This is a genomic window from Thermomicrobium roseum DSM 5159 (genome assembly GCF_000021685.1).
Taxonomy (GTDB): Bacteria; Chloroflexota; Chloroflexia; order Thermomicrobiales; family Thermomicrobiaceae; genus Thermomicrobium; species Thermomicrobium roseum.
The window spans coordinates 445,914-464,505 of sequence record NC_011959.1 but is presented as its reverse complement, the minus strand read 5'-3'; the positions used below and the strand labels follow the sequence as shown (position 1 = coordinate 464,505).

The 18,592-nt window shown below is 61.9% G+C and carries 17 protein-coding genes; 10 read left to right on the top strand and 7 right to left on the bottom strand.

Translation table 11 applies throughout. The features are described from left to right. Positions 1-26: 26 nt before the first annotated feature. The 5 genes from TRD_RS02150 to TRD_RS02130 all read left to right on the top strand — a co-directional run bounded on the left by TRD_RS02150 (position 27) and on the right by TRD_RS02130 (position 5,952). Positions 27-1,421, top strand: a complete 1,395-nt coding sequence (locus TRD_RS02150; protein ID WP_012641872.1) for a hypothetical protein — start codon at positions 27-29, stop codon at positions 1,419-1,421. Between the two features lie 45 nt (positions 1,422-1,466). After that, on the top strand, positions 1,467-2,840 hold the full coding sequence (gene nrfD, locus TRD_RS02145; RefSeq protein ID WP_012641871.1) for an NrfD/PsrC family molybdoenzyme membrane anchor subunit: 1,374 nt from the start codon (positions 1,467-1,469) through the stop codon (positions 2,838-2,840). A 33-nt stretch (positions 2,841-2,873) separates the two neighbouring features. Next, on the top strand, positions 2,874-3,413 hold the full coding sequence (locus TRD_RS02140; RefSeq protein ID WP_012641870.1) for a DUF3341 domain-containing protein: 540 nt from the start codon (positions 2,874-2,876) through the stop codon (positions 3,411-3,413). Positions 3,414-3,436: 23 nt separating this feature from the next. Next, the gene (locus tag TRD_RS02135; RefSeq protein ID WP_012641869.1) at positions 3,437-4,030 is read left to right on the top strand and encodes a c-type cytochrome; all 594 of its coding nucleotides are present in this window, start codon (positions 3,437-3,439) and stop codon (positions 4,028-4,030) included. Positions 4,031-4,386: 356 nt separating this feature from the next. Further along, on the top strand, positions 4,387-5,952 hold the full coding sequence (locus TRD_RS02130) for a phytoene desaturase family protein (protein ID WP_012641868.1): 1,566 nt from the start codon (positions 4,387-4,389) through the stop codon (positions 5,950-5,952). A gap of 63 nt (positions 5,953-6,015) precedes the next feature. Here TRD_RS02130 and TRD_RS02125 read toward each other — a convergent pair whose 3' ends face one another. The 3 genes from TRD_RS02125 to recN form a co-directional block, all read right to left on the bottom strand. Next, positions 6,016-6,984 carry a TIGR03560 family F420-dependent LLM class oxidoreductase gene (locus tag TRD_RS02125; protein ID WP_012641867.1) on the bottom strand — a complete coding sequence of 323 codons (969 nt, stop codon included), beginning with the start codon at positions 6,982-6,984 and terminating at the stop codon, positions 6,016-6,018. 9 nt (positions 6,985-6,993) lie between these two features. Further along, positions 6,994-7,287 carry a YbaB/EbfC family nucleoid-associated protein gene (locus tag TRD_RS02120; protein ID WP_041436332.1) on the bottom strand — a complete coding sequence of 98 codons (294 nt, stop codon included), beginning with the start codon at positions 7,285-7,287 and terminating at the stop codon, positions 6,994-6,996. A 72-nt stretch (positions 7,288-7,359) separates the two neighbouring features. Beyond that, positions 7,360-9,129 carry a DNA repair protein RecN gene (recN, locus tag TRD_RS02115; protein WP_226980708.1) on the bottom strand — a complete coding sequence of 590 codons (1,770 nt, stop codon included), beginning with the start codon at positions 9,127-9,129 and terminating at the stop codon, positions 7,360-7,362. Positions 9,130-9,247: 118 nt separating this feature from the next. Between recN and TRD_RS02110 the strand changes: the two genes are divergently transcribed. Both TRD_RS02110 and TRD_RS02105 read left to right on the top strand, forming a co-directional pair. Beyond that, a complete protein-coding gene (locus TRD_RS02110; protein ID WP_041436330.1) occupies positions 9,248-10,996 on the top strand; it encodes an NAD+ synthase in 1,749 nt (582 codons plus the stop codon). Between the two features lie 101 nt (positions 10,997-11,097). After that, positions 11,098-11,811 carry a redox-sensing transcriptional repressor Rex gene (locus tag TRD_RS02105; protein WP_012641863.1) on the top strand — a complete coding sequence of 238 codons (714 nt, stop codon included), beginning with the start codon at positions 11,098-11,100 and terminating at the stop codon, positions 11,809-11,811. Here the strand turns inward: TRD_RS02105 and TRD_RS02100 are convergent. Both TRD_RS02100 and TRD_RS02095 read right to left on the bottom strand, forming a co-directional pair. After that, positions 11,768-12,226: a hypothetical protein gene (locus tag TRD_RS02100; RefSeq protein WP_012641862.1), complete on the bottom strand. Its 459-nt coding sequence runs from the start codon at positions 12,224-12,226 to the stop codon at positions 11,768-11,770. The two genes, TRD_RS02105 and TRD_RS02100, sit on opposite strands and share 44 nt — an antisense overlap. Before the next feature lie 351 nt (positions 12,227-12,577). Then, entirely contained in the window at positions 12,578-13,492 is a 915-nt protein-coding gene (locus TRD_RS02095) for an HpcH/HpaI aldolase/citrate lyase family protein (protein WP_012641860.1), read from the bottom strand. Between the two features lie 257 nt (positions 13,493-13,749). On the opposite strand from TRD_RS02095, the gene TRD_RS14810 reads away from it, so the two are divergent. Both TRD_RS14810 and TRD_RS02085 read left to right on the top strand, forming a co-directional pair. Continuing rightward, positions 13,750-14,142, top strand: a complete 393-nt coding sequence (locus tag TRD_RS14810) for a hypothetical protein (protein ID WP_012641858.1) — start codon at positions 13,750-13,752, stop codon at positions 14,140-14,142. Positions 14,143-14,155: 13 nt separating this feature from the next. Continuing rightward, entirely contained in the window at positions 14,156-14,962 is an 807-nt protein-coding gene (locus tag TRD_RS02085) for a DUF429 domain-containing protein (RefSeq protein WP_041435916.1), read from the top strand. On the opposite strand, the gene TRD_RS02080 is transcribed toward TRD_RS02085, so the two are convergent. After that, a complete protein-coding gene (locus TRD_RS02080; protein ID WP_012641856.1) occupies positions 14,926-16,131 on the bottom strand; it encodes a glycosyltransferase in 1,206 nt (401 codons plus the stop codon). The genes TRD_RS02085 and TRD_RS02080 overlap by 37 nt on opposite strands. A 122-nt stretch (positions 16,132-16,253) precedes the next feature. Between TRD_RS02080 and TRD_RS02075 the strand changes: the two genes are divergently transcribed. Continuing rightward, positions 16,254-17,234, top strand: coding sequence for a hypothetical protein (locus TRD_RS02075; RefSeq protein ID WP_012641855.1), 981 nt, complete (start codon positions 16,254-16,256; stop codon positions 17,232-17,234). Between the two features lies 1 nt (position 17,235). Here TRD_RS02075 and aroF read toward each other — a convergent pair whose 3' ends face one another. Further along, positions 17,236-18,279 (bottom strand): 3-deoxy-7-phosphoheptulonate synthase, encoded by a 1,044-nt coding sequence (gene aroF, locus TRD_RS02070; protein WP_012641854.1) that lies wholly within the window; start codon positions 18,277-18,279, stop codon positions 17,236-17,238. Between the last annotated feature and the right edge of the window lie 313 nt (positions 18,280-18,592).

Below are 18,592 nucleotides of genomic sequence, written 5' to 3'. Positions count from 1 at the left end.
CTGATGAGCGAACGGGGTGAGGGGATATGGCGACACACGGTCACGCACACGGTCATGAACTCCAACGCACCTGGGAACTCGCACCGGCGGACGTGCTGGGATCGGCGCTGCGCTGGATGCGCAGTACCGCTGCAGCCCTGCGGCGACCACTCGTCATCGCGGCGATTCTCTTCGTGATCGGTATCGTGGCGATCGTCGCCTTCCCGCTACGTCAGGGCTTTGCCAATCGCCAGGCGTGGACATACGTGGCAGCCGCCTTCCTCTACCTCATGTCCACCGCGGCAGCCGCCCCCGCTCTCTCCACTGCCCTGCGCGTGGCACGGAGCCATTGGCGTCGACCAGTCAATCGTGCCTCGGAAATCTGGGCGGTCACGCTGGTCATCCCCTTCCTGCTCTACCTCTTGCTCCTGCCTACCTTTCCTGGCACCGAAGACCGCTTGTCGGTCTGGTTCGGCTGGCCGCTCTCACCCTGGCTTTGGGGTGCGATTCTCCTGCTGACCCTGACGGGGGCCGGCTACCTTTTCGCCTGGTTCAGTAGCTTGCCGGATCTCGCGATCGTCCGGGATCACGGTGAACCAGCGCAGCGCGGCTTAGCGGCTTGGCTGAGCCGTGGTTGGGTCGGCTCCCATCGTCAGTGGCGCATCTACGAGAAGGTCGTGAACAACATCGGTGTCCTCTACGTCCTCATCTATGTCCCGGTGATGACCGTCCTGGCCTCGGACTTCATCATCGCGCTCATCCCCGGTTATTTCACGGCTGTGTTTCCCGCCTATTTCACGATCACCTCGTTCCAGGCGGGGATCGCGCTGACGATCGTGACCATGGCTGTCCTCCGCCGCTGGGGCGGGCAGGCTGATTACCTCGGCCGCGAGCAGTTCTGGGCCCTCGGCAAGATGCTCCTTGCCTTCTCCTTGCTTTGGTTCTACTTCTGGTGGTCGGAATTCATCATCTTCTGGTATGGACGCACGCCCCGTGAAATCGACATACTCCGGTTCCTGATGTTCGAGACCTATCTATGGCCCTTCATTCTCTCCTTCGCGATGAATTTCGCCCTGCCACTCCTCATCTTGATGTGGAACCCCATTCGCCGCAGCATCGCGGGACCGACTGTCGTTGCCGCGATTGTTCTCCTCGGGAATCTGATCGATCGCATTCGCCTCGCATCGGCAGCCTTCTCCCAACCGGACAAGGCGCTCCTCGGGCATGCCCATGCTCTCAAGGCGATTCCGCCCGCCTATATCCCAGGGATCGGCGACATGCTGATCCTCATCGGCATGCTTGCTGGAGCGCTCGCGCTCGTGCTTTGGACGGCACGCTATCTGCCCTTCCCGTCGGTCGCCGAAGTCGTCGGCGGGCTGTGGCTGCGTGCCCATCAGCCGTTCAAGCACGCGCGGCTCATCGTGATCGGAAAGACGGAATGAGACTGATCAGTCGATCGGACACGAAAGCGAGGCTGGGGGAGAGCGATGCAAGAACGACATCGGCTCGGTGAAGAGGAAATCACGCGGGAACTCCTGCGTCCTCTCATGACAACACCGGCCATGATGTGGGTCGGATTCATCGGACTGGGCGCTGTTCTCGCCATCTTCGTCTTCGCGGTCAGCTGGATGTTCTATTGGGGACTCGGTGTGACGGGTCTCCAGCGCCCCAATATGTGGGGCTTCATGATCGTCAACTTCGTCTTTTGGATCGGTATCAGTCACGCTGGCGTCATGATCTCTGCGATCCTCCGTCTCACTCAGGCTGAGTGGCGGCGCCCGGTTACTCGCGCTGCTGAGGTGATGACCATCTTCAGTCTCATGACCGCCATGCTCCATCCTGTCATTCACACCGGCCGCCCGTGGCGCACGCTCTACTGGGTCTTCCCGTACGATTTTTGGCGCAACCTTTGGCCGGACGTCCGCGGTCCACTCGTCTGGGACCCCAGCGCCATCCTCACGTACCTCACGGGAAGCACCCTCTTCCTGTACACGACGATGATTCCGGATATGGCGCTCGCGCGCGACCGCACGACCGGCTGGCGACGTGTCCTCTACACGATTCTCGCGCTCGGCTGGCGCGGGAACGAGCGACAGTGGAAGATGCAGACCATCGCTGGTTTCCTGCTCTCCGGGTTGATCCTCCCAGTCTTCGTCTCGGTTCACTCGATCGTTTCCTGGGACTTCGCTGTCTCGCTGGTTCCCACTTGGCATGCGACCGTCTTCGCACCGTACTTCGTGATCGGCGCCATCCACTCCGGTGTCTCGGCGGTGGTCACGCTCATGGCCTTGATGCGCTGGCTCTTCCGCTTTGAGAACTATATCCGTCTCGAGCACTTCGACGCGATCGGGCGGCTCCTCATCGCTGTCGGCACCGGGTGGCTCTGGTTCTTCCTGCTCGACATCTTCTTTGCCATCTATCCGCAGGAGGCGCGTGAGCTCGAAATCATGCAGTTCCGTCTCTTCGAGTGGCCTTTCAACGTCCTGACAGCACTCATCTTTATCTTCGGGTATTTCATCCCAGTCCCGATCTGGGTGTTCCAGCGCTTCCGCCGCAACGTCAAAATCATGTTCTGGACATCGATCCTCGTGAACGTCGGCATGTGGGCCGAGCGCTACTGGCTGATCAAGCCAGGACTCATGCGGAAGTACGAATTTACCTTCGACTGGAACTGGTACCGGCCGTCCATCGTGGAAATCAGTATCGTGCTCGGTTCCTTCGCGCTCGTCGGCTTCCTCCTGTTGGTCTTCTCCAAGATCTTCCCACCGATTTCCGTCTGGGAAGAGAAGGAAGGCCAGCACTTCGCCCAGCAGCTGCGAGTCGGTAAGCGTGTCGTCAACGCGATCGTGCGGGAGTTTTAGTCGGGCAGGCAGGCAAGGGAAAGCGAGGCGACGATGGCGATCCGTGAAGTTCTCGGGCTGTACCGTGATCTCGACTCAGCTGTTGCCGCAGCTGACGCGCTGCGTGATGCCGGCTTCAGTCGCAGCGAGTTCGAAGTGCTCTCCAATGCTCCGTATCCCGAAGGGACCTTTGGGGAAGAATCCGGAATCCACCGGCTCTTCGTCTTCCCCCTGATCGGGGCTGCCTGTGGTTTCGCCGCGGGACTGCTCATCACTGGCGGCACGCAGCTTTCCTATCCGCTCCTCACTGGAGGCAAGCCGCTGCTTTCGATTCCGCCGATGATCATCATCATGTACGAGGGTACCATGCTGGGCGCTCTGATCTTCACCGTACTCGGCGTTCTCTTCGAGTCTCGGCTTCCCTGGATCGGTCGCGCGCTCTACGATCCACGCATCACCCAGGGCTATATCGGCATCCTGGTGCGCACCGCACCGGAGCGTGAAGCCCGCGCGATCGAGGCGCTCCGGAAGGCGAATCCCGAGGACATTCTGACCGAGAGCGGGAACGCCGGACGGCAACCGGCGCGGAGCTAGCGGAGACGAAGGAGATGCGGAGAATGGCACGAAGTCCCATCCGCTCGAAAACCGCACGTCGCCTCGTGCTCGGCCTCCTGGCCGGCACGGCGCTGGCGTTGCTCGGGAGCGCGTGCGTCTCGTCGAACACCTATCCGATCGACTTCTTCAGCGAAATGCACTACCAGAAGTCGTTCCGTGCTCAGGAGCCTCCGCGCCTGGATGTTCCTGCGGGTGTCGTCCCGATCACAGGGGGCGAACCACAATACACGCTGGAAGAAGCGCGGAACCTCCAGAATCCTTTGGCTAACGATCCACAGGCTGCGGCACGCGGGCAGCAACTCTACGCGGTCAACTGCGTCGCATGTCATGGCCCTCAAGGTGATGGAAAGGGACCGCTGTCCGTTTACTGGGGGTTGGTCCAGGGTGCTGTTCCTCCATCGAATCTCAAGGATCCCGCTGTAGTCTCACGTACCGACGGGGAACTCTATTGGATCCTGACGAATGGCTATACCTCGCCACAAAACCAAGTGCAGTATCCGCACAACCTTACCAATATGCCCGCCTTCGGCAAGCTCCTCACCCCAGAGCAACGCTGGGCGCTCGTGAGTTACATCCGCCAACTCCAAAAGCAGTAGTCGCGTTGTCTCCTCGCTAGATGCTGAGCACCCGGCTACTGGCCGGGTGCTCTTTTTGCTCGCAGCACGTCACGATCACCTCTGAGGGGCGTTCTTTAGCTTCCCGGTGGCTCCACTCATCATTCGCGAGGAAAAGCATATTTGGCGGTAGACGACGGAGCGCAAACCGAGCGCCTCATTGTCACGAACGCCCATCCGTGCTGACGCTGCCCCGCAATGCACCTCCCCGAATCCTTCGTGCCATCACTGCGTTCTTCATCACTCGATGGGCGATGATCCACGGCTTGCGTCTCTCCGCACGATGCATCACGATAGTACCCGGCGGGATGGATAGTGTGAGGACGCGAGGAGGCACCATGACAGGACCTCAGTACGATGCGATCGTCATCGGATCCGGGCACAACGGACTCATCGCTGCCGGCTACCTGGCCAAGGCTGGTAAGCAGGTGCTCGTTCTCGAACGACGTCCCATCATCGGTGGAGCGACCGTCACCGAGGAACACTTCCCTGGTTATCGACTGTCCACTTGCTCCTATGTGTGCAGCCTGCTCCTTCCCGAAGTGGTTCGCGACCTCGAGATGCCCAAGTACGGTTACGAAGTCCGTCCCTTCGACCCGCAATATTTCGTACCGTTTCCGGATGGGCGTTACCTCATGGTCTATCTGGACGAACGTCGGACACACGCAGAATTAGCTAAGTTTTCTCGACGCGATGCAGAACGATGGCACGACTACTGGGCCATGTGGAACCGCATGATCGCTCGCTTCCGGCCATTCATTCTGCGCCCGGCACCGACGCTCGGCGAACTCGAACAAGCATTCGCTGGGCCAGACGGACTCGAGGATCTGCGCACGCTGCTCCTCAAGAGTATCGCTGAAGTGTTGGACACTTTTTTCGAGAGCGAGGAGATCAAGGCTCCGCTTTGTACTGGCGGAGTGATCGGTGTGAACCTCGGCCCCAAGTCGCCCGGGACTGCCTATGTCAAGTTCCATCATCTCTTGGGGAATCTCAACGGTCACCAAGGTGCCTGGGGCTTCGTCCGCGGCGGCATGGGCAGCATCGCCGAAGCGCTTGCCGGTTTCTGCCGCGATCACGGCGTGACGATCCTCACGGATGCTGAAGTCGCTGAGATCGACGTCAGCGACGGAGCGGCCCGTGGTGTCCGGCTGACCGACGGTCGACGCTTCTCAGCGCGTGTCATTCTCTCCAATGCCGACCCCCAGCGAACCTTTCTCCAGATGGTCCCCGCGAACGCTCTGCCGGCTTCCTTCCGCGACGCGATCACACGCATGAAAGTCAAAGGCTCGGTGGTCAAGGTACTCCTCGGATTGAACCAGCTGCCGAACTTCCGCTGTTTGCCCGGAACCGAGATCGGCCCCCAGCACACCGGTGGGATCGTCATCAATCCCTCGATCGACTATCTCGAACGGGCTTGGGAAGACTGTAAGCACGGCAGGCCATCGGCTCGACCGTTCATGGATTGCTACATCCAGTCAGCGACCGAGGACGGTCTTGCCCCACCCGGCAAGCACGTCATGTCCCTGTACGTCCAGTACGCACCGTATGACCTCGCTGAAGGCACTTGGGAGGAACGAAAAGACGAGATCGGTCGCAACATCATCGATACGCTCGCGGAATATGCACCTAACATGTGGGATGCGATCGAGCACATGAGCGTCCTCGGCCCGCGCGATATCGAAGATGTCATCGGCATCACCGGCGGAAACATCTTTCACGGCGAGATCACTCCTGACCAGATGTTCGTCTTCCGCCCGGCTCCCGGCTTCTCCGGTTACGAGTCTCCGATCGAGCGACTCTACCTCTGTGGGTCGGGGGCCTGGCCAGGTGGAGCTGTTTTCGGGGCGCCGGGACGCAACTGTGCACTGCAAGTCTTGGCCGATCTGGAGCGTCGCGGGGGTTGAGCACCTCGAATAAACTCGGCCGATCTCGGGCGGCGTGGGGGGATCAGCCCCCCACGCCGCCTGTCATGCCGCGTCCGCGACGGCGGGCACGATTTCGCTGGCGAACAGTGCCAGTGCGTCCGTATCATCGAGGTCGAACGTCTGCAGCATGATCCGCTGCACGCCGATGCGCGCTCGCGCTCGGATCTGTTCGACAACTTCTTCTGGCTTTCCCACCAGCCAGTTGCGTCGTCGCGCTTCAGCGAGGATCGCCTCCGGCGGCCAATCGCCCCACTGCGGGAACCAGGCCGCGAGCCTGCGTGCCCGCTCGAACAATTCCGTCTGATCGCGCCCGATGATGTGCGCCACCATCCAGGAACAGACGATCGAGTCGGGATCGCGACCCTGTTCACGACAGTATTCCCGCAAGAGCCCGATCTTCCTTCGGTGATCGTCGAGATCGACGTTGGTTACATTCCACTCGTCCGCAAAACGCGCTGCCAGTCGAAGCGTCCGCTGCTCACCCCGACCACCGATCACGATCGGCACGCGATCCCCTCGTTGTGGTCGCGGACGAAGCTGAGCACACTCCAAGCGGAAATACTGTCCCTCGTACGAAACCTCCTCGCCGGTCCAGAGAAGCTGAATCACTTCCAACGCTTCGGCCAGGCGATCCATGCGCTCGCGGACCGACAGGAGTGGGAAGCCAAACGCCTGATGTTCACGCTCGTACCATCCTGCTCCGATACCGAGAACGTATCGCCCGCCAGACGCATGATCGAGCGCAACCGCATGCTGGGCGAGTTCGACCGGATGGCGAAAGCTCACTGGTGAGACCAACTGTCCGAAGGTGATGCACTGGGTCCGCAGTGCGACCACTGTCAGCGATGGCCATAAGGCCAGTGTCTCCCGCTCAGGAACACCCAGCACGGAGAAGAGATGGTCCGATCGCCAAAGCGACTCGAAGCCGAGCCGCTCGGCCAGTTCGATCCCTCGTAGCCACCGCTCCCAGGTGACGTCTTCTTGGCCCTCGATCATCAGTCCGATCCGCATCGGACACCCTCACAGCCCCGAGAGCGGCAACCCGAGTCCGCCCGCCAGTGCACCCATCTTCGTCGTAACGGCCTCTTCCACGCGTCGCAGCGCGTCGTTGACTGCAGCAGCGACGAGGTCCTCCAACATCTCGATATCCCCCGCCTCCACCAACGTCGGATCGATCGAGACCCGTCGCACGTGCCGCAACCCATCCAGCTCGACGCGAACCGCACCACCCCCAGCCGACCCTTCGACGACCAACTCGGCAAGCTCTGCCTGCATTTTCGCCAACTGCTCTTGGACTTGCTTCAAGAGACGCATGTTCGGCTGCACGACGTTCCTCCTTACCGTTCCTTCGTCACCCGCACCCGCTCCCGCCCACTCGCTCGCGCCTCATGTACCGGTACCTGCCCCGACAAGTTGCAGCTTTCGTCGCTCCAGCCGCTCTACCATCGCGCGCGCATTCGCGAGCGACTCCGGCGTGACCGGTATCCCATCGAGCATCGCGGCCAATTCCTCGAGGCGCGCTTCTCCTTCCAAATGATGCACCGCCGTCTCCGTTTGCCCGTTCACCACGGTCTTGTTGATCTTGTAGTGCCGATCGGCGAACGCTGCGATCTGTGGCAGGTGACTGATGACGATGACCTGATGCGCTCGGGAAAGTTGCCAAAGACGCTCACCGACGACATGCGCACTGCGACTCCCGATCCCGACATCGACCTCGTCGAACACGAGGGTCGGCGTCTCATCGACTTCCGAAAGGCTCGACTTCAGGGCGAGCATCAGGCGAGCCATCTCCCCACCGGAAGCGACACGCGCCAGCGGCCGCAATTCCTGGCCGGGATTGGGAGCGATCAAGAACTCGATCCGATCCCATCCTGTCTCGCCACAGACTGCCGCGCGCTCCTGCTCGTTCCCCGTTTCGTCAGGCTGCTCGAAGGCGACAGCGAAAGCGCCTTGCCCCAAGCGGAGATCCCGCATCGCCGCACTCATCGCCTGCTCGAGCGCCCGTGCGGCTGCACGCCGCCGTGCGCTCAATTCTCGCGCATGCTCGACCACTGCCCGAGCGAGCTCGTCAGCACGTCTCTCGAGTTCGGCGATCGTCTCTTCGCCTGTTTCCAATGCAGCCAGCTCACGCTGCGCTTCTTCGGCATACGCCAGGATCTCTTCGACCGTCGCCCCGTACTTCCGTTTGAGGCGTCTCAGGAGATCCAGTCGCTCTTCGATAACCGTCAAGCGATCGGGATCGGCCTCGATGCTCTCGGCATACGTGCGCACGGTCCGCACGACCTCTTCGACCGTATACAGCGCCTCGCGGAGTTGTTCGGCCAATCCCCGCTGCTCGGGATCCAGACGCCCGAGTTCTTCGAGGCGCAACACCGCTCGACGCAACGCATCCAGCGGTGCAAACTCGTCACCATCGAGACTCGACGCGACCTCGGTCGCGAGCGACGCCAACCGCTCTGCGTTCTGCAAGCGGGCTCGCTCCGCTACCAGTTCCTCTTCCTCACCGACGCGCAAGCGGGCACGAGCGATCTCGTCCACCTGATATCGCAGAAGGTCGCGTCGATGCTCGCGTTCCCGCGTTCGCATCCGCAGTTGCTCCAGTTCGCGGCGAACAGCGCGGAACTCGCGCACGAGCCGTGCCAACTCGTTCCGGAGCGGGAGCACACCGGCGAAGCGATCCAAGAGTTCGAGCTGCCGGTCAGCACGGAGCAAGGAGAGGTGATCGCTCTGACCGTGAATATCGACCAGTCTGGCTCCGAGCACCGCGAGGACACTCGCCGGTATCGCCTGCCCATTCACGCGCGCGACGCTACGCCCATTGGCCTGAATCTCTCGTGAAAGAATCAGCTGTCCATCCTCCAAGTCGATCCCGTGGGCCGAGAGCATGGCTTGCAAGTCGGTTGCCTGCTCCAGCCCAGTGAGATCGAAAATCGCTTCGACCCAGGCACGTGGAGTTCCACTCCTGACCAGATCGCTCGAGGCGCGCGCACCGAGCACGAGGCCCAGCGCATCGATCAGGATCGACTTGCCCGCACCGGTCTCGCCGGTCAATGCCGTTAGTCCAGGACCGAATTCCAACTGCACCTCACGGATGATCGCTATGTTACGGATCGTCAGTTGGAGCAGCATTGTCGTCTCGTTCCACCGCAACCTCAAGGGCCGACTCGTTCTGGATTCTCTCCGAATTGTACGGCATAGATGCATTTCCGCTCTTGTTACACTGAGCGGCAGCGAACAGTAGACACGAGGGGAGGTACCGCGAGTGGTCGAGGAGATGACGCGCGACACGTGGCGGATCGCGCTCGCGCAGATCGATCCGACAGTCGGCGACTTCTCGGGCAACGTCCGCCTCATCCGCGAGCGCGCCCGGGAAGCGGCCCAACTCGGTGCTCATATCGTTGCTTTTCCCGAACTCGTCATCACCGGTTATCCTCCAGAAGATCTGCTCCTCAAGGTCAGCTTCATCGACGCGGCTCGCCGCGCGCTTCATCTGCTCCTCGACGCCATACCGGATCGCGTCCTGATCGTCGGTGTACCATGGGTCGAGAGCGGCATCCTCTATAATGGGGCCGCTATCCTCGCCCGTGGTGAGATCGTCGCCGTTGTCCCCAAACACCATCTGCCGACCTATGGTGTCTTCGACGAGGATCGCTATTTCGCACGCGGAAGTCACACGTTTCGGTTTCTCTGGGGCAATCTTCGGTTCGGCGTCACCATCTGCGAAGATATCTGGTACCCGATCGGACCAGCCAGCAGCCTGGCCACCAGAGGGATCGACTTGCTCGTCAACATCAATGGTTCGCCGTACCATCGCGGGAAGTGGATACAGCGCCAGGTGATGCTCCAAACCCGTGCCGCCGATGCCGGCTGTTATCTGGCCTACGTCAACATGGTCGGCGGGCAGGACGAACTGGTCTTCGACGGCAACAGCATCGTGCTCGACCCCAACGGGACGATCCTCGCCCGTGGAACATCCTTCGAAGAGGATCTCATTGTCGTCGACCTTCCGATCACGCGCGTGCTTTCCAGCTGGCTGCACGACCCGCGCCGACGCTGGCTCGCCCGAGCAGAGTCGCAACCTGCGCTTCCTGTGGTCGATCGCGAGATTCCCCTACCCGTCCCTGGGGAACAGCTTCCACCCTTGCCGGAGAGCGTCCAGCGGCCACGCACGCCGCTCGAGGGAGTCGCGGAAGTCTACCAGGCTCTCGTCACCGGTGTTCGCGACTATGTGCGCAAAACCGGATTCCGCACCGCCGTGATCGGCTTATCGGGAGGGATCGATTCGTCTCTGACAGCATGCATCGCCGCGGACGCCCTCGGTCCGGAGAATGTCACTGGCCTCTCGATGCCCAGCCGATACTCTTCGCGCCACAGCATCGAGGATGCCGAAGAGCTGGCCCGCAACCTCGGTATTCGCTTTCTGATCGTACCCATCGAACCGGTCCATCGTGTTTTCCGCGAAGTGCTGGCACCGCTCGGTAACCAGCCAGAAGAGCCGGATGTGGCAGACGAAAATCTGCAAGCGCGTATCCGCGGCACGATTCTCATGACGTATTCCAATCGTTTCGGGCCGATCGTGCTCACCACGGGGAACAAGTCCGAAATGGCCTGTGGCTATGCGACGCTTTACGGCGATATGGCCGGCGGCTTCGCCGTCCTCAAAGATGTCCCGAAACTCCTCGTCTACCAACTCGCACGCTATCGCAACAGCATCTCGCCGGTCATTCCCGAGCGTGTCTTCGTCAAGCCACCGTCTGCGGAACTTCGCCCGAATCAGAAGGACGTCGATACGCTTCCGCCCTTCGAAATTCTCGATCCACTCCTGGAGCTCTACGTCGAGCAGGATCTCAGCCGAGAGGAATTGATCCGGCATGGCTTCGATCCTGAAATCGTCGACCGCGTCATCATGATGGTGGATCGCGCCGAGTACAAACGTCGACAAGCAGCACCAGGGGTCAAGCTGACGCCGCGCGCCTTCGGACGCGATCGCCGCTTACCCATTGCCAACTGGTTCCATGGCTGACATCACGTTGTCAGGCGACCGGCCATCCTGGTACAGTTGCGCTACGCAACGCATCGTGATCGTTCTCACGAGTTTCGAGCGGAGTCGGAGGGCGAGAGGTCGTGCGCAACGGACCAGTTCCGGACATCGTCGTTCGGCGCTTGCCGCTCTACTTGCGGACGCTGCGGCAACTCCAGCGAGAGGGACACCGCACGATCTCCTCCGAGGAACTGGCGCAGTTGCTCGGCGTCACCGCTGCCCAAATCCGACGTGACCTCTCGTACTTCGGTCGCTTCGGCAAGCAAGGCTACGGCTATGCCGTGGCCGCGCTGATTCACGAGCTGGAGGTTATCCTTCACCTCGATCGCCTCTGGAACGTAGCGCTCGTCGGTTATGGCAAACTCGGCCAAGCCATCGCCCACTATGGCGAGTTCGAGCCCAATGGTTTCCGCATCACTGCGATCTTCGCCAAGAGCCCCGAGCACATCGGACAGATCGTCAACGGTATCGTCGTCCTACCGGAGACCGAGATCGATCGAGTCGTCCGCGAGCAAGGCATCCGTATCGGAATCATCGCCGTACCGCCCGACGCAGCGCAAGAAGTTGCCGACAAACTCGTGGCTGGCGGAGTGCGCGCGATTCTCAATTACGCGCCGACCGTCCTCCACGTCCCGCCAGGAATCACGGTTCGAGAAATCGATCCCATCAGCGCGCTCCAAAGCATGACCTTCTACCTTCATGATCGTCATGACGCGTCGGGAAACGGGCAGGATGAGCAGTCGTTCGCTGATATCATGGAACGATCCCCCGTAGGGAAACGTCCGGCAGCACACTGATCAAGGACACCAGCAGCAAAAGATCACCGACGAGCAAGACAGCGACGATCGCGAGCGGCAACGTGATACCGATGCTCTCCAGGTACTGATCCACACCACCGATCTGGCTGATCAGAAGAAGATACGCCGCCCAACCGAACGCCAGCAGGATACTCCCGAGCAGTAGGACCAGCGTCATGCCTAGTTCACGCCAAACGATGACTGCGAGGTTCATGAGCAGGAGCACGATGCCGGGAAAGACCAGCATGCCGACCGCTGTCCAGAGAAGGTGGACGCTGTCCGACGAGGCCCAGCCATCGGCCGGTCGACGGATGCGCGGCCAACCCTGCTCCAGATAATCCTCGGTCAACTCGATCGTCACGAGGAGCAGCGCACTCACCAGGACCAGCAGCCACAGCCACAGGTCGAACGACACGCACGGCCTCCCGCCCGGACCCACGGGCTACCCCGCCCGCTTCACCGCTTCCCGGCATGGGCACCTTGCTCGTACCCTACCATGATCTCGCCGAGCGGGCAATCGTACCGGCCCAAACCCTCAGTGGTGCCCGACGCTGCTCTTCTCCGCGGGACCAGCAACGGGCGAGCAGCGAAGAGGCGACCATCCAGCCGACCAGACACCCGCAAGTGGAGCTGAAGCGAACCAGCAACTGATCCTGGCTTTGCGAGACCACGCACGAGTAAGCAGTTGGAAGGAGTCATCCCAGACGACGGGCGCAAGCCCGCACGGGCGCACAGCCAATCGGGATCGATGAGCGTGCACGAGGTCTCAGAAGCCTCGTCCTGCAGCCCGTGCTCGGGAGAGCGTACTCTCAGCCATGCGCACGCTCGCTGCGTCGATCATCGTCGACCCAATGGCCAGTGCCCCACGGCGTTGGCGCTCGGCCTCGTGATACGCCTTGAGGACCTCTTTCGCCCAGGCGATCTCCGCTTCGGTCGGCGTGAAAACCTCGTTGACGATCGGAATCTGTGCCGGATGAATGCACCATTTGCCGTCATACCCTAGCGCACGTGCTCGGCGGGCCGCTCGCCGCAGTCCCTCGTTGTCACGATAGTCCGCATACGGTCCGTCGATCGCGCGGAGCCCATAAGCTCGAGCGGCCACCAGGAGTTGGTGCATGGGGTACTGGAGCCGGGGCGCACCGTAGGCAGCGTCCCACTCGTCCTCCATACCGATCGCACTCATCGGCATGCCAACCGAGGCTGCATAGTCGCCTGGGCCGAAGACGAGCGCGCGGAGGCGCTCGCATGCGCCCGCGATACTCCCAGCATGGAGGATGCCGCTGGCCGTCTCGAGCTGTACCTCCAGCTGCACACGATGTCCGATTCCACCCGCTGCTTCGAGTTGATCGAGCAGGATATCGAGAGCATGAACCTGTTCCGGCCGCTCGACTTTCGGGACGATGATGAGATCGATCCGATTGCCAGCTCCCTCGAGCAGGTCCATGAGATCGCGATAACAATACGGCGAATCGACGGCATTGATTCGCACCGCGCGGGGTCGCCCACGCCAATCTAACTCGTTCACGGCGCGGACGACGTTGCGCCGTGCTTCTGCTTTCGCTGTCTCGACGACCGAATCCTCGAGATCCAAGAACACGAGATCAGCATCGGACCGCAGTGCCTTCTCGAACAACTCGGGCCGCCCACCTGGCACCGAGAGAACGCTCCGTTCCGGGTGCATGACTGTGCTTCCCCCTTCCGCTCACTCCCCGAGCGCAGGATAGCAGTTCGTGACCAGAGTCGTGCAGATCACGGTCGAGCGACCGACACGCGATCCGCTCCATCAGAACGCTCCGACCGAGCTGTCGTCTCAGGCGCAGTTCGAGCGACATACCATCTCCGCAGTCGAGCATGGATGGATGTGTCCGGACCCGCACTGCACTGCGCTGCGCCGGACGACCACTTCGCCACAGGGTACACTCCAGAGAGGGTGCCGCGATGAACCAGTGGGAAGCGCTTGCCAGTGATTTTGCCGACCGCGTTGCCGAGATGACTGGCCAACACCTCGATTTCACGCTCGCCTCGCTGGCGATTCTCGATGATCTCCTCGATGAATGGCTCCATCTCTCCCAGGTCTATGGGAGCGAACGCCCGGACGATCTCTCTCGCTTGGTGCTCCCCCTCGTCTCCTATGTGGGAGAGACCTTACGCCATGCCTACGGTGGAACATGGATCGAGCGCCCCTCTGGCCCAGTCCTCTGCATCGCACAGACGATCGAGTTGGACTTGCGACCGCTTGTTCAGGCTACGCTGGCCCAGCAGCACCCGCCCGCTTTCGCTCGCCTGGCTGCTGCGCTCGATCGCGAACTGGAGGACCGACTCGGAGAGTGACACCGTGCGCATCATGGGCATCGATTTCAGTGCGGCACGCGACGCGAGTCGCAAAATCTGGCTCGCTTTTGGAAACGCTGTCAGTGACCAGCTCCACATCGAGACGCTCGCACCGCTCGAAACGCTCGCCGATCGGCCACTCGCGAACGCCTCTGCTGTCCTCGCCCGGATCATCGCTTCCAGTGGACCATCGATCATCGCCTGCGACGCCTGCTTTGGGCTCCCGGTACCCTCGAGCGCTGCCCCCTGGCACACTTGGCTACTCAGCTATCCCAGCCGTTTTGCGGACGCCGAGCAACTGCGGCAGGAGGGAAGGGATGCACACGGGAGGGAACGAAAGCGTTTGACCGATCGCGTCGCTCGTGCTCCATTCGCGCCAACTAACCTGCGTATCTATCGGCAGACGGACAGCTGGCTGCGCAGTGTCCTCCATCCCCTCGTCGCTGCTGACGCTGTCGCCGTTGCCCCCTTTGAACGATTGCGGGAAGACCGTCCGTGTCTTCTCGAAGTTTGTCCCAGCGTGTCCCTCCGCGAATTTGGTTTGCCCAATCTTCGGTATAAGGGCTCCGATCATCTCCGACGGCAGTGTCGATGCGACATCCTCACAGGACTCACTCGGCTCGGGCTCGATCTGCCAAGCTCCCTTGCGAGCCGTGCACTGGACGATCCGGGCGGCGATGCACTGGACGCCCTGATCGCTGCGATCACGGCGTGGCTGGTCGTGCGGCAAGATCTTCTCGCTTGCCCCCTGCCAGCAGAAGCCTTCATCGAAGGGTGGATCTACTACCCGATTCTCTCTTCCCCCACGAACGCGCGGTAGACTGCGCGCAACTGCTCGCCGATCCGGTCCCAGTCATACAGCTGCTCGACCAATCGACGAGCCGCCTCGGCCAGTGCCGCACGCCGTTGCGATGAAGCGAGAAGATCGACCACGGCGGAAGCAAAGGACGCAGCATCGTCCGCGACCATGACATGACGACCCGGCTCAGCATCGATCCCTTCCAGACCCAGGCTCGTCGTGACGACGGGGCGACCAGCCGCGAACGCTTCGAGGATCTTCAGGCGCGTCCCACTGCCCGCCAGGAGCGGCACCACGATGACACTCGCTCGGGCGAGCCAGGGTGTCACAGCTGGTACCGTACCGACGAGACGGACTCCCTCGATCGCTGACAGCATCCCAAGAGCGGATGGAGGGTCGTAGCCGACGATGCTGAAACGCGCCGAGGGAATACGCGCGCGGACAGCTGGCCAGACCTTGCGGACGAACCACAGTACGCCATCGACGTTCGGCCAGTAGCGAAGATTGCCCACGAAGACGATGTGATCGGGTTCAGCTGCATCGAGGGGGAGAAAGGGCGTTTGCCTCACGTCGACCCCGTTCGGGATCACTGCGACGCGCCGAGCAGCGAATCGACGCATTTCCTCAGCGTCGACCCGCGAGACCGCAAGGCAGAGCGCTGCCTGTCGCCAGGCTGTGATCTCCTCTCGCCGCACCCGCTGGCACTCGCGACGGACCCAAAGACCTCGCAACCATCCGGAACGCTGGCTGATACGCTCCAGCACCCGATACTCGAGATTGTGCGCATCGACGACGAGCGGCAAGGATCGTGGAAACGGGAGCAAGCCGAGAAGACTGTACTCGACCTGGACAATGTCGAAACGCTGCCAGTCCAGACGACGAAGTGCGTCGAGCAAAGGACCTGCCAGAATCCAGTAGAGAGCCGATCGTGAGGAAACCAGCGAGCGTGCCTGCCACAGCCGCTTTGCCGTCGTCGGTCCTTCACCGATCACCCAGCCAGCAGAAACCGGTATCAGGGTGATCGGGTCGAGCGCTGCCCGCGCTTCCTCCGGATCGACTCGGGCGGGCTTGCTCGCGAGCAACGTCAACTCGTGTTCACGGGCCAAGGCGCGGAGAAGCTGCGCGATACGAATCGCGCCTCCTGAGCGATCGGGATACGGCAACACTGGTGACACGACGAGAATCCGCACGCCCGCTCCCCGCACACCACGAGGTTGCAAAGAACGATTCTACCCGCCCTCGGGCTGACGACCCCCGGTCTGCGCCAGGCGTATACTCACTTTCCGAACGGGATCGGCAAGGAGTTTTCGCCGTGTCAGCACAGTCCAGTCCTCTGTGGCCATTACTCGAGCGAGCACTCGCTCAGCTCTATCCCGGGCGCAGGGTGCGTCTCGTCCGCATGTCGGCGCAGCCCCATGTCCACCGCGGCTTTTGGCACCTGGAGGCTCACCTTTCGCCGACGCACGAACAGCTGGCTTTCGCTGTCTTGGTACTCGACCGCGAGGGTACCGATCGTGCTGCGCCCGAGCGCTATGCCGCTGTGGCGGCAAACGCTCTACCAGCGCCAGTCCTGTTGGCCACAGCCGCGGATCCCGATCGACTCGTCTTGCTTTTCCAGGTACCCCAAGGCACGAATCTCGATGACGAGTTGCGACGAGCTGCCGCCCCCTGGCGAGTGAGCGCCGCCGCGATCAGCCTCGCACGGTTTTTCGCGCGACTGCACTCGACACCGGTACATGCATTCGAGCCCATCACCACGCTCCAACCTGCATCACCAACCGACGAACAGCGGCTCAGCCAACTCGCAGCGATGGCTCACGACTTCGACGACCCGCTACGGAGTTCGGTGGAGCGTGCACTGGATTGGATCGACCAGGAACTCGATCACTCGCCAGCCCTGGTACCTACCGTCGGCTGCCTGCGGTTGCCGACGCTCTACGAGGATTCCGGTGAGATCGCGACGGCTTTTTGCTGGGAACACCTCGCCCTCCGGCCAGCCGCAGTCGACCTCGCGTGCTTGCTGCCCGAACTCCGCTTCCTGCCAGCTGAAGGACGAGCGCACTTCCTCGCCGTCTGTCTCGCTGCCTACGCCGATGTGGCCCCCGTTGCCATCGACGATGTCGCACCCAGAGCGCTCCTCGATCTGATCGAGCGAGTCCTGATCGTGCAGTCGGCGAGAGCTTCCGCTGCCACCACCTCCAGAGACCGGGCTCCTGACCAAGAAGCTGTGGCATTCCTCGATCGCGCGATGCGAGCGGCACGCGATGGGTTACCGGCACTCGCCTTGTTGTGAATCAGACCGCAACGAGTTCCTCGACCATGTCCCTGAGCATCCGAACTCGCCGGACTATGCTGGCGAGCGTCGTTGGATCGATCGACTGCCGACCGTCGACCAGTGCTGCCTCAGGCGACGTGTGAACCTCCACGATGATCCCATGCGCCCCGGCAGCGATGGCGGCGAACGACATGGGTGGAACCAACTCGCGCAGCCCCGTTCCATGACTCGGATCGACGATGATCGGTAAGTGACTCAGCTGCCGCACGAGCGGGACCGCATTCAGATCGAGCATGAAACGTGTTGCTGGCTCGAAACTGCGGACCCCTCGCTCGCACAACACGACCTGATCGTTGCCACCGGCCAGAAGATACTCGGCTGCCAAGAGCCACTCCTCGATCGTCGCCGCAAAGCCACGCTTGAGGAGGACGGGTTTCCCGGTCGCCGCAACTTTCCTCAGGAGGGCGAAGTTCATCATGTTCCGGCTACCGATCTGCAGCATATCGGCATACCGGGCAACCAACTCGACTTGCTCGGTATCCAAGACTTCCGTGACGATCGGTAGACCTGTCTCTTCGCGGGCTTCAGCGAGGAGTTCCAGTCCGCGCTCCCCGAGTCCCTGGAAACTGTACGGAGAGGTGCGAGGTTTGAAGGCACCCCCGCGGAGCATCGAGGCACCAGCATCCCGGACAGCCTCTGCGATCCGCAAGAGTTGGTCGCGATTTTCCACGGTACAGGGGCCAGCGATGATCACCGGTTGCTTGGCGCCGATCTCCACCGGCCCGACACGCACGACGGTGCCATCGGGGCGAGACGAGCGGGCAGCCAAGCAGTACGGTCGATCAGGACGAAGCAGCTTCTCCACCGCTGGATGGCGAAGCAACTCCTGCTCGACTTCCGGCGGTACCGCCCGCCCGTTGACACTCAGAAGCGGAGTTCCACCGAGCGTGAGCAGCGTCACGTCCAATCCTGCACGACGTAAAGCGGCGGCAAGGGCTTCGCTTTCCTGTTCATCCGTCTCGGGGCGCAAGCGGACGATCATCGCTCGATCCTCCCTTCCCATCGGTCTCCTCGCTGCAAAACGAAACGGGCAGAGGTGACACCTCTGCCCGCCGGCGTTACTGGCTTGTGGGCTACGGGTTCAGCGCTTCAGCACCCGGCACCCCGCCAGCAACGCCGGCGAGGTAAAGTAGTACGCGAACCAAACCTGGTGCTGAAGCGATACGCCACCCATAGCAATACTCACTATAGCCGCTCGACGGCTTCCTGTCAATCACCTCGCCAGTCCGCGCTGCTGGCTACGCTTCCCCGCAGCCACCGCTCCCTGAGAGAAACCGACAACTGGCACGGGTTCACTCTTTGCAAGTCAGCACATC

What these genes read in the sequence shown, in the direction of transcription:
- TRD_RS02140 (WP_012641870.1), top strand. Translation starts at nt 2,874, where the DNA reads ATGGCGATCCGTGAAGTTCTCGGGCTGTACCGTGATCTCGACTCAGCT.
- TRD_RS02095 (WP_012641860.1), bottom strand. Translation starts at nt 13,492, where the DNA reads ATGCACCCGGAACGGAGCGTTCTCTCGGTGCCAGGTGGGCGGCCCGAG.
- TRD_RS14810 (WP_012641858.1), top strand. Translation starts at nt 13,750, where the DNA reads ATGAACCAGTGGGAAGCGCTTGCCAGTGATTTTGCCGACCGCGTTGCC.
- nrfD (WP_012641871.1), top strand. Translation starts at nt 1,467, where the DNA reads ATGCAAGAACGACATCGGCTCGGTGAAGAGGAAATCACGCGGGAACTC.
- TRD_RS02125 (WP_012641867.1), bottom strand. Translation starts at nt 6,984, where the DNA reads ATGCGGATCGGACTGATGATCGAGGGCCAAGAAGACGTCACCTGGGAG.
- TRD_RS02085 (WP_041435916.1), top strand. Translation starts at nt 14,156, where the DNA reads ATGGGCATCGATTTCAGTGCGGCACGCGACGCGAGTCGCAAAATCTGG.
- TRD_RS02130 (WP_012641868.1), top strand. Translation starts at nt 4,387, where the DNA reads ATGACAGGACCTCAGTACGATGCGATCGTCATCGGATCCGGGCACAAC.
- TRD_RS02110 (WP_041436330.1), top strand. Translation starts at nt 9,248, where the DNA reads ATGACGCGCGACACGTGGCGGATCGCGCTCGCGCAGATCGATCCGACA.
- TRD_RS02135 (WP_012641869.1), top strand. Translation starts at nt 3,437, where the DNA reads ATGGCACGAAGTCCCATCCGCTCGAAAACCGCACGTCGCCTCGTGCTC.
- aroF (WP_012641854.1), bottom strand. Translation starts at nt 18,279, where the DNA reads ATGGGAAGGGAGGATCGAGCGATGATCGTCCGCTTGCGCCCCGAGACG.
- TRD_RS02150 (WP_012641872.1), top strand. Translation starts at nt 27, where the DNA reads ATGGCGACACACGGTCACGCACACGGTCATGAACTCCAACGCACCTGG.
- TRD_RS02120 (WP_041436332.1), bottom strand. Translation starts at nt 7,287, where the DNA reads ATGCGTCTCTTGAAGCAAGTCCAAGAGCAGTTGGCGAAAATGCAGGCA.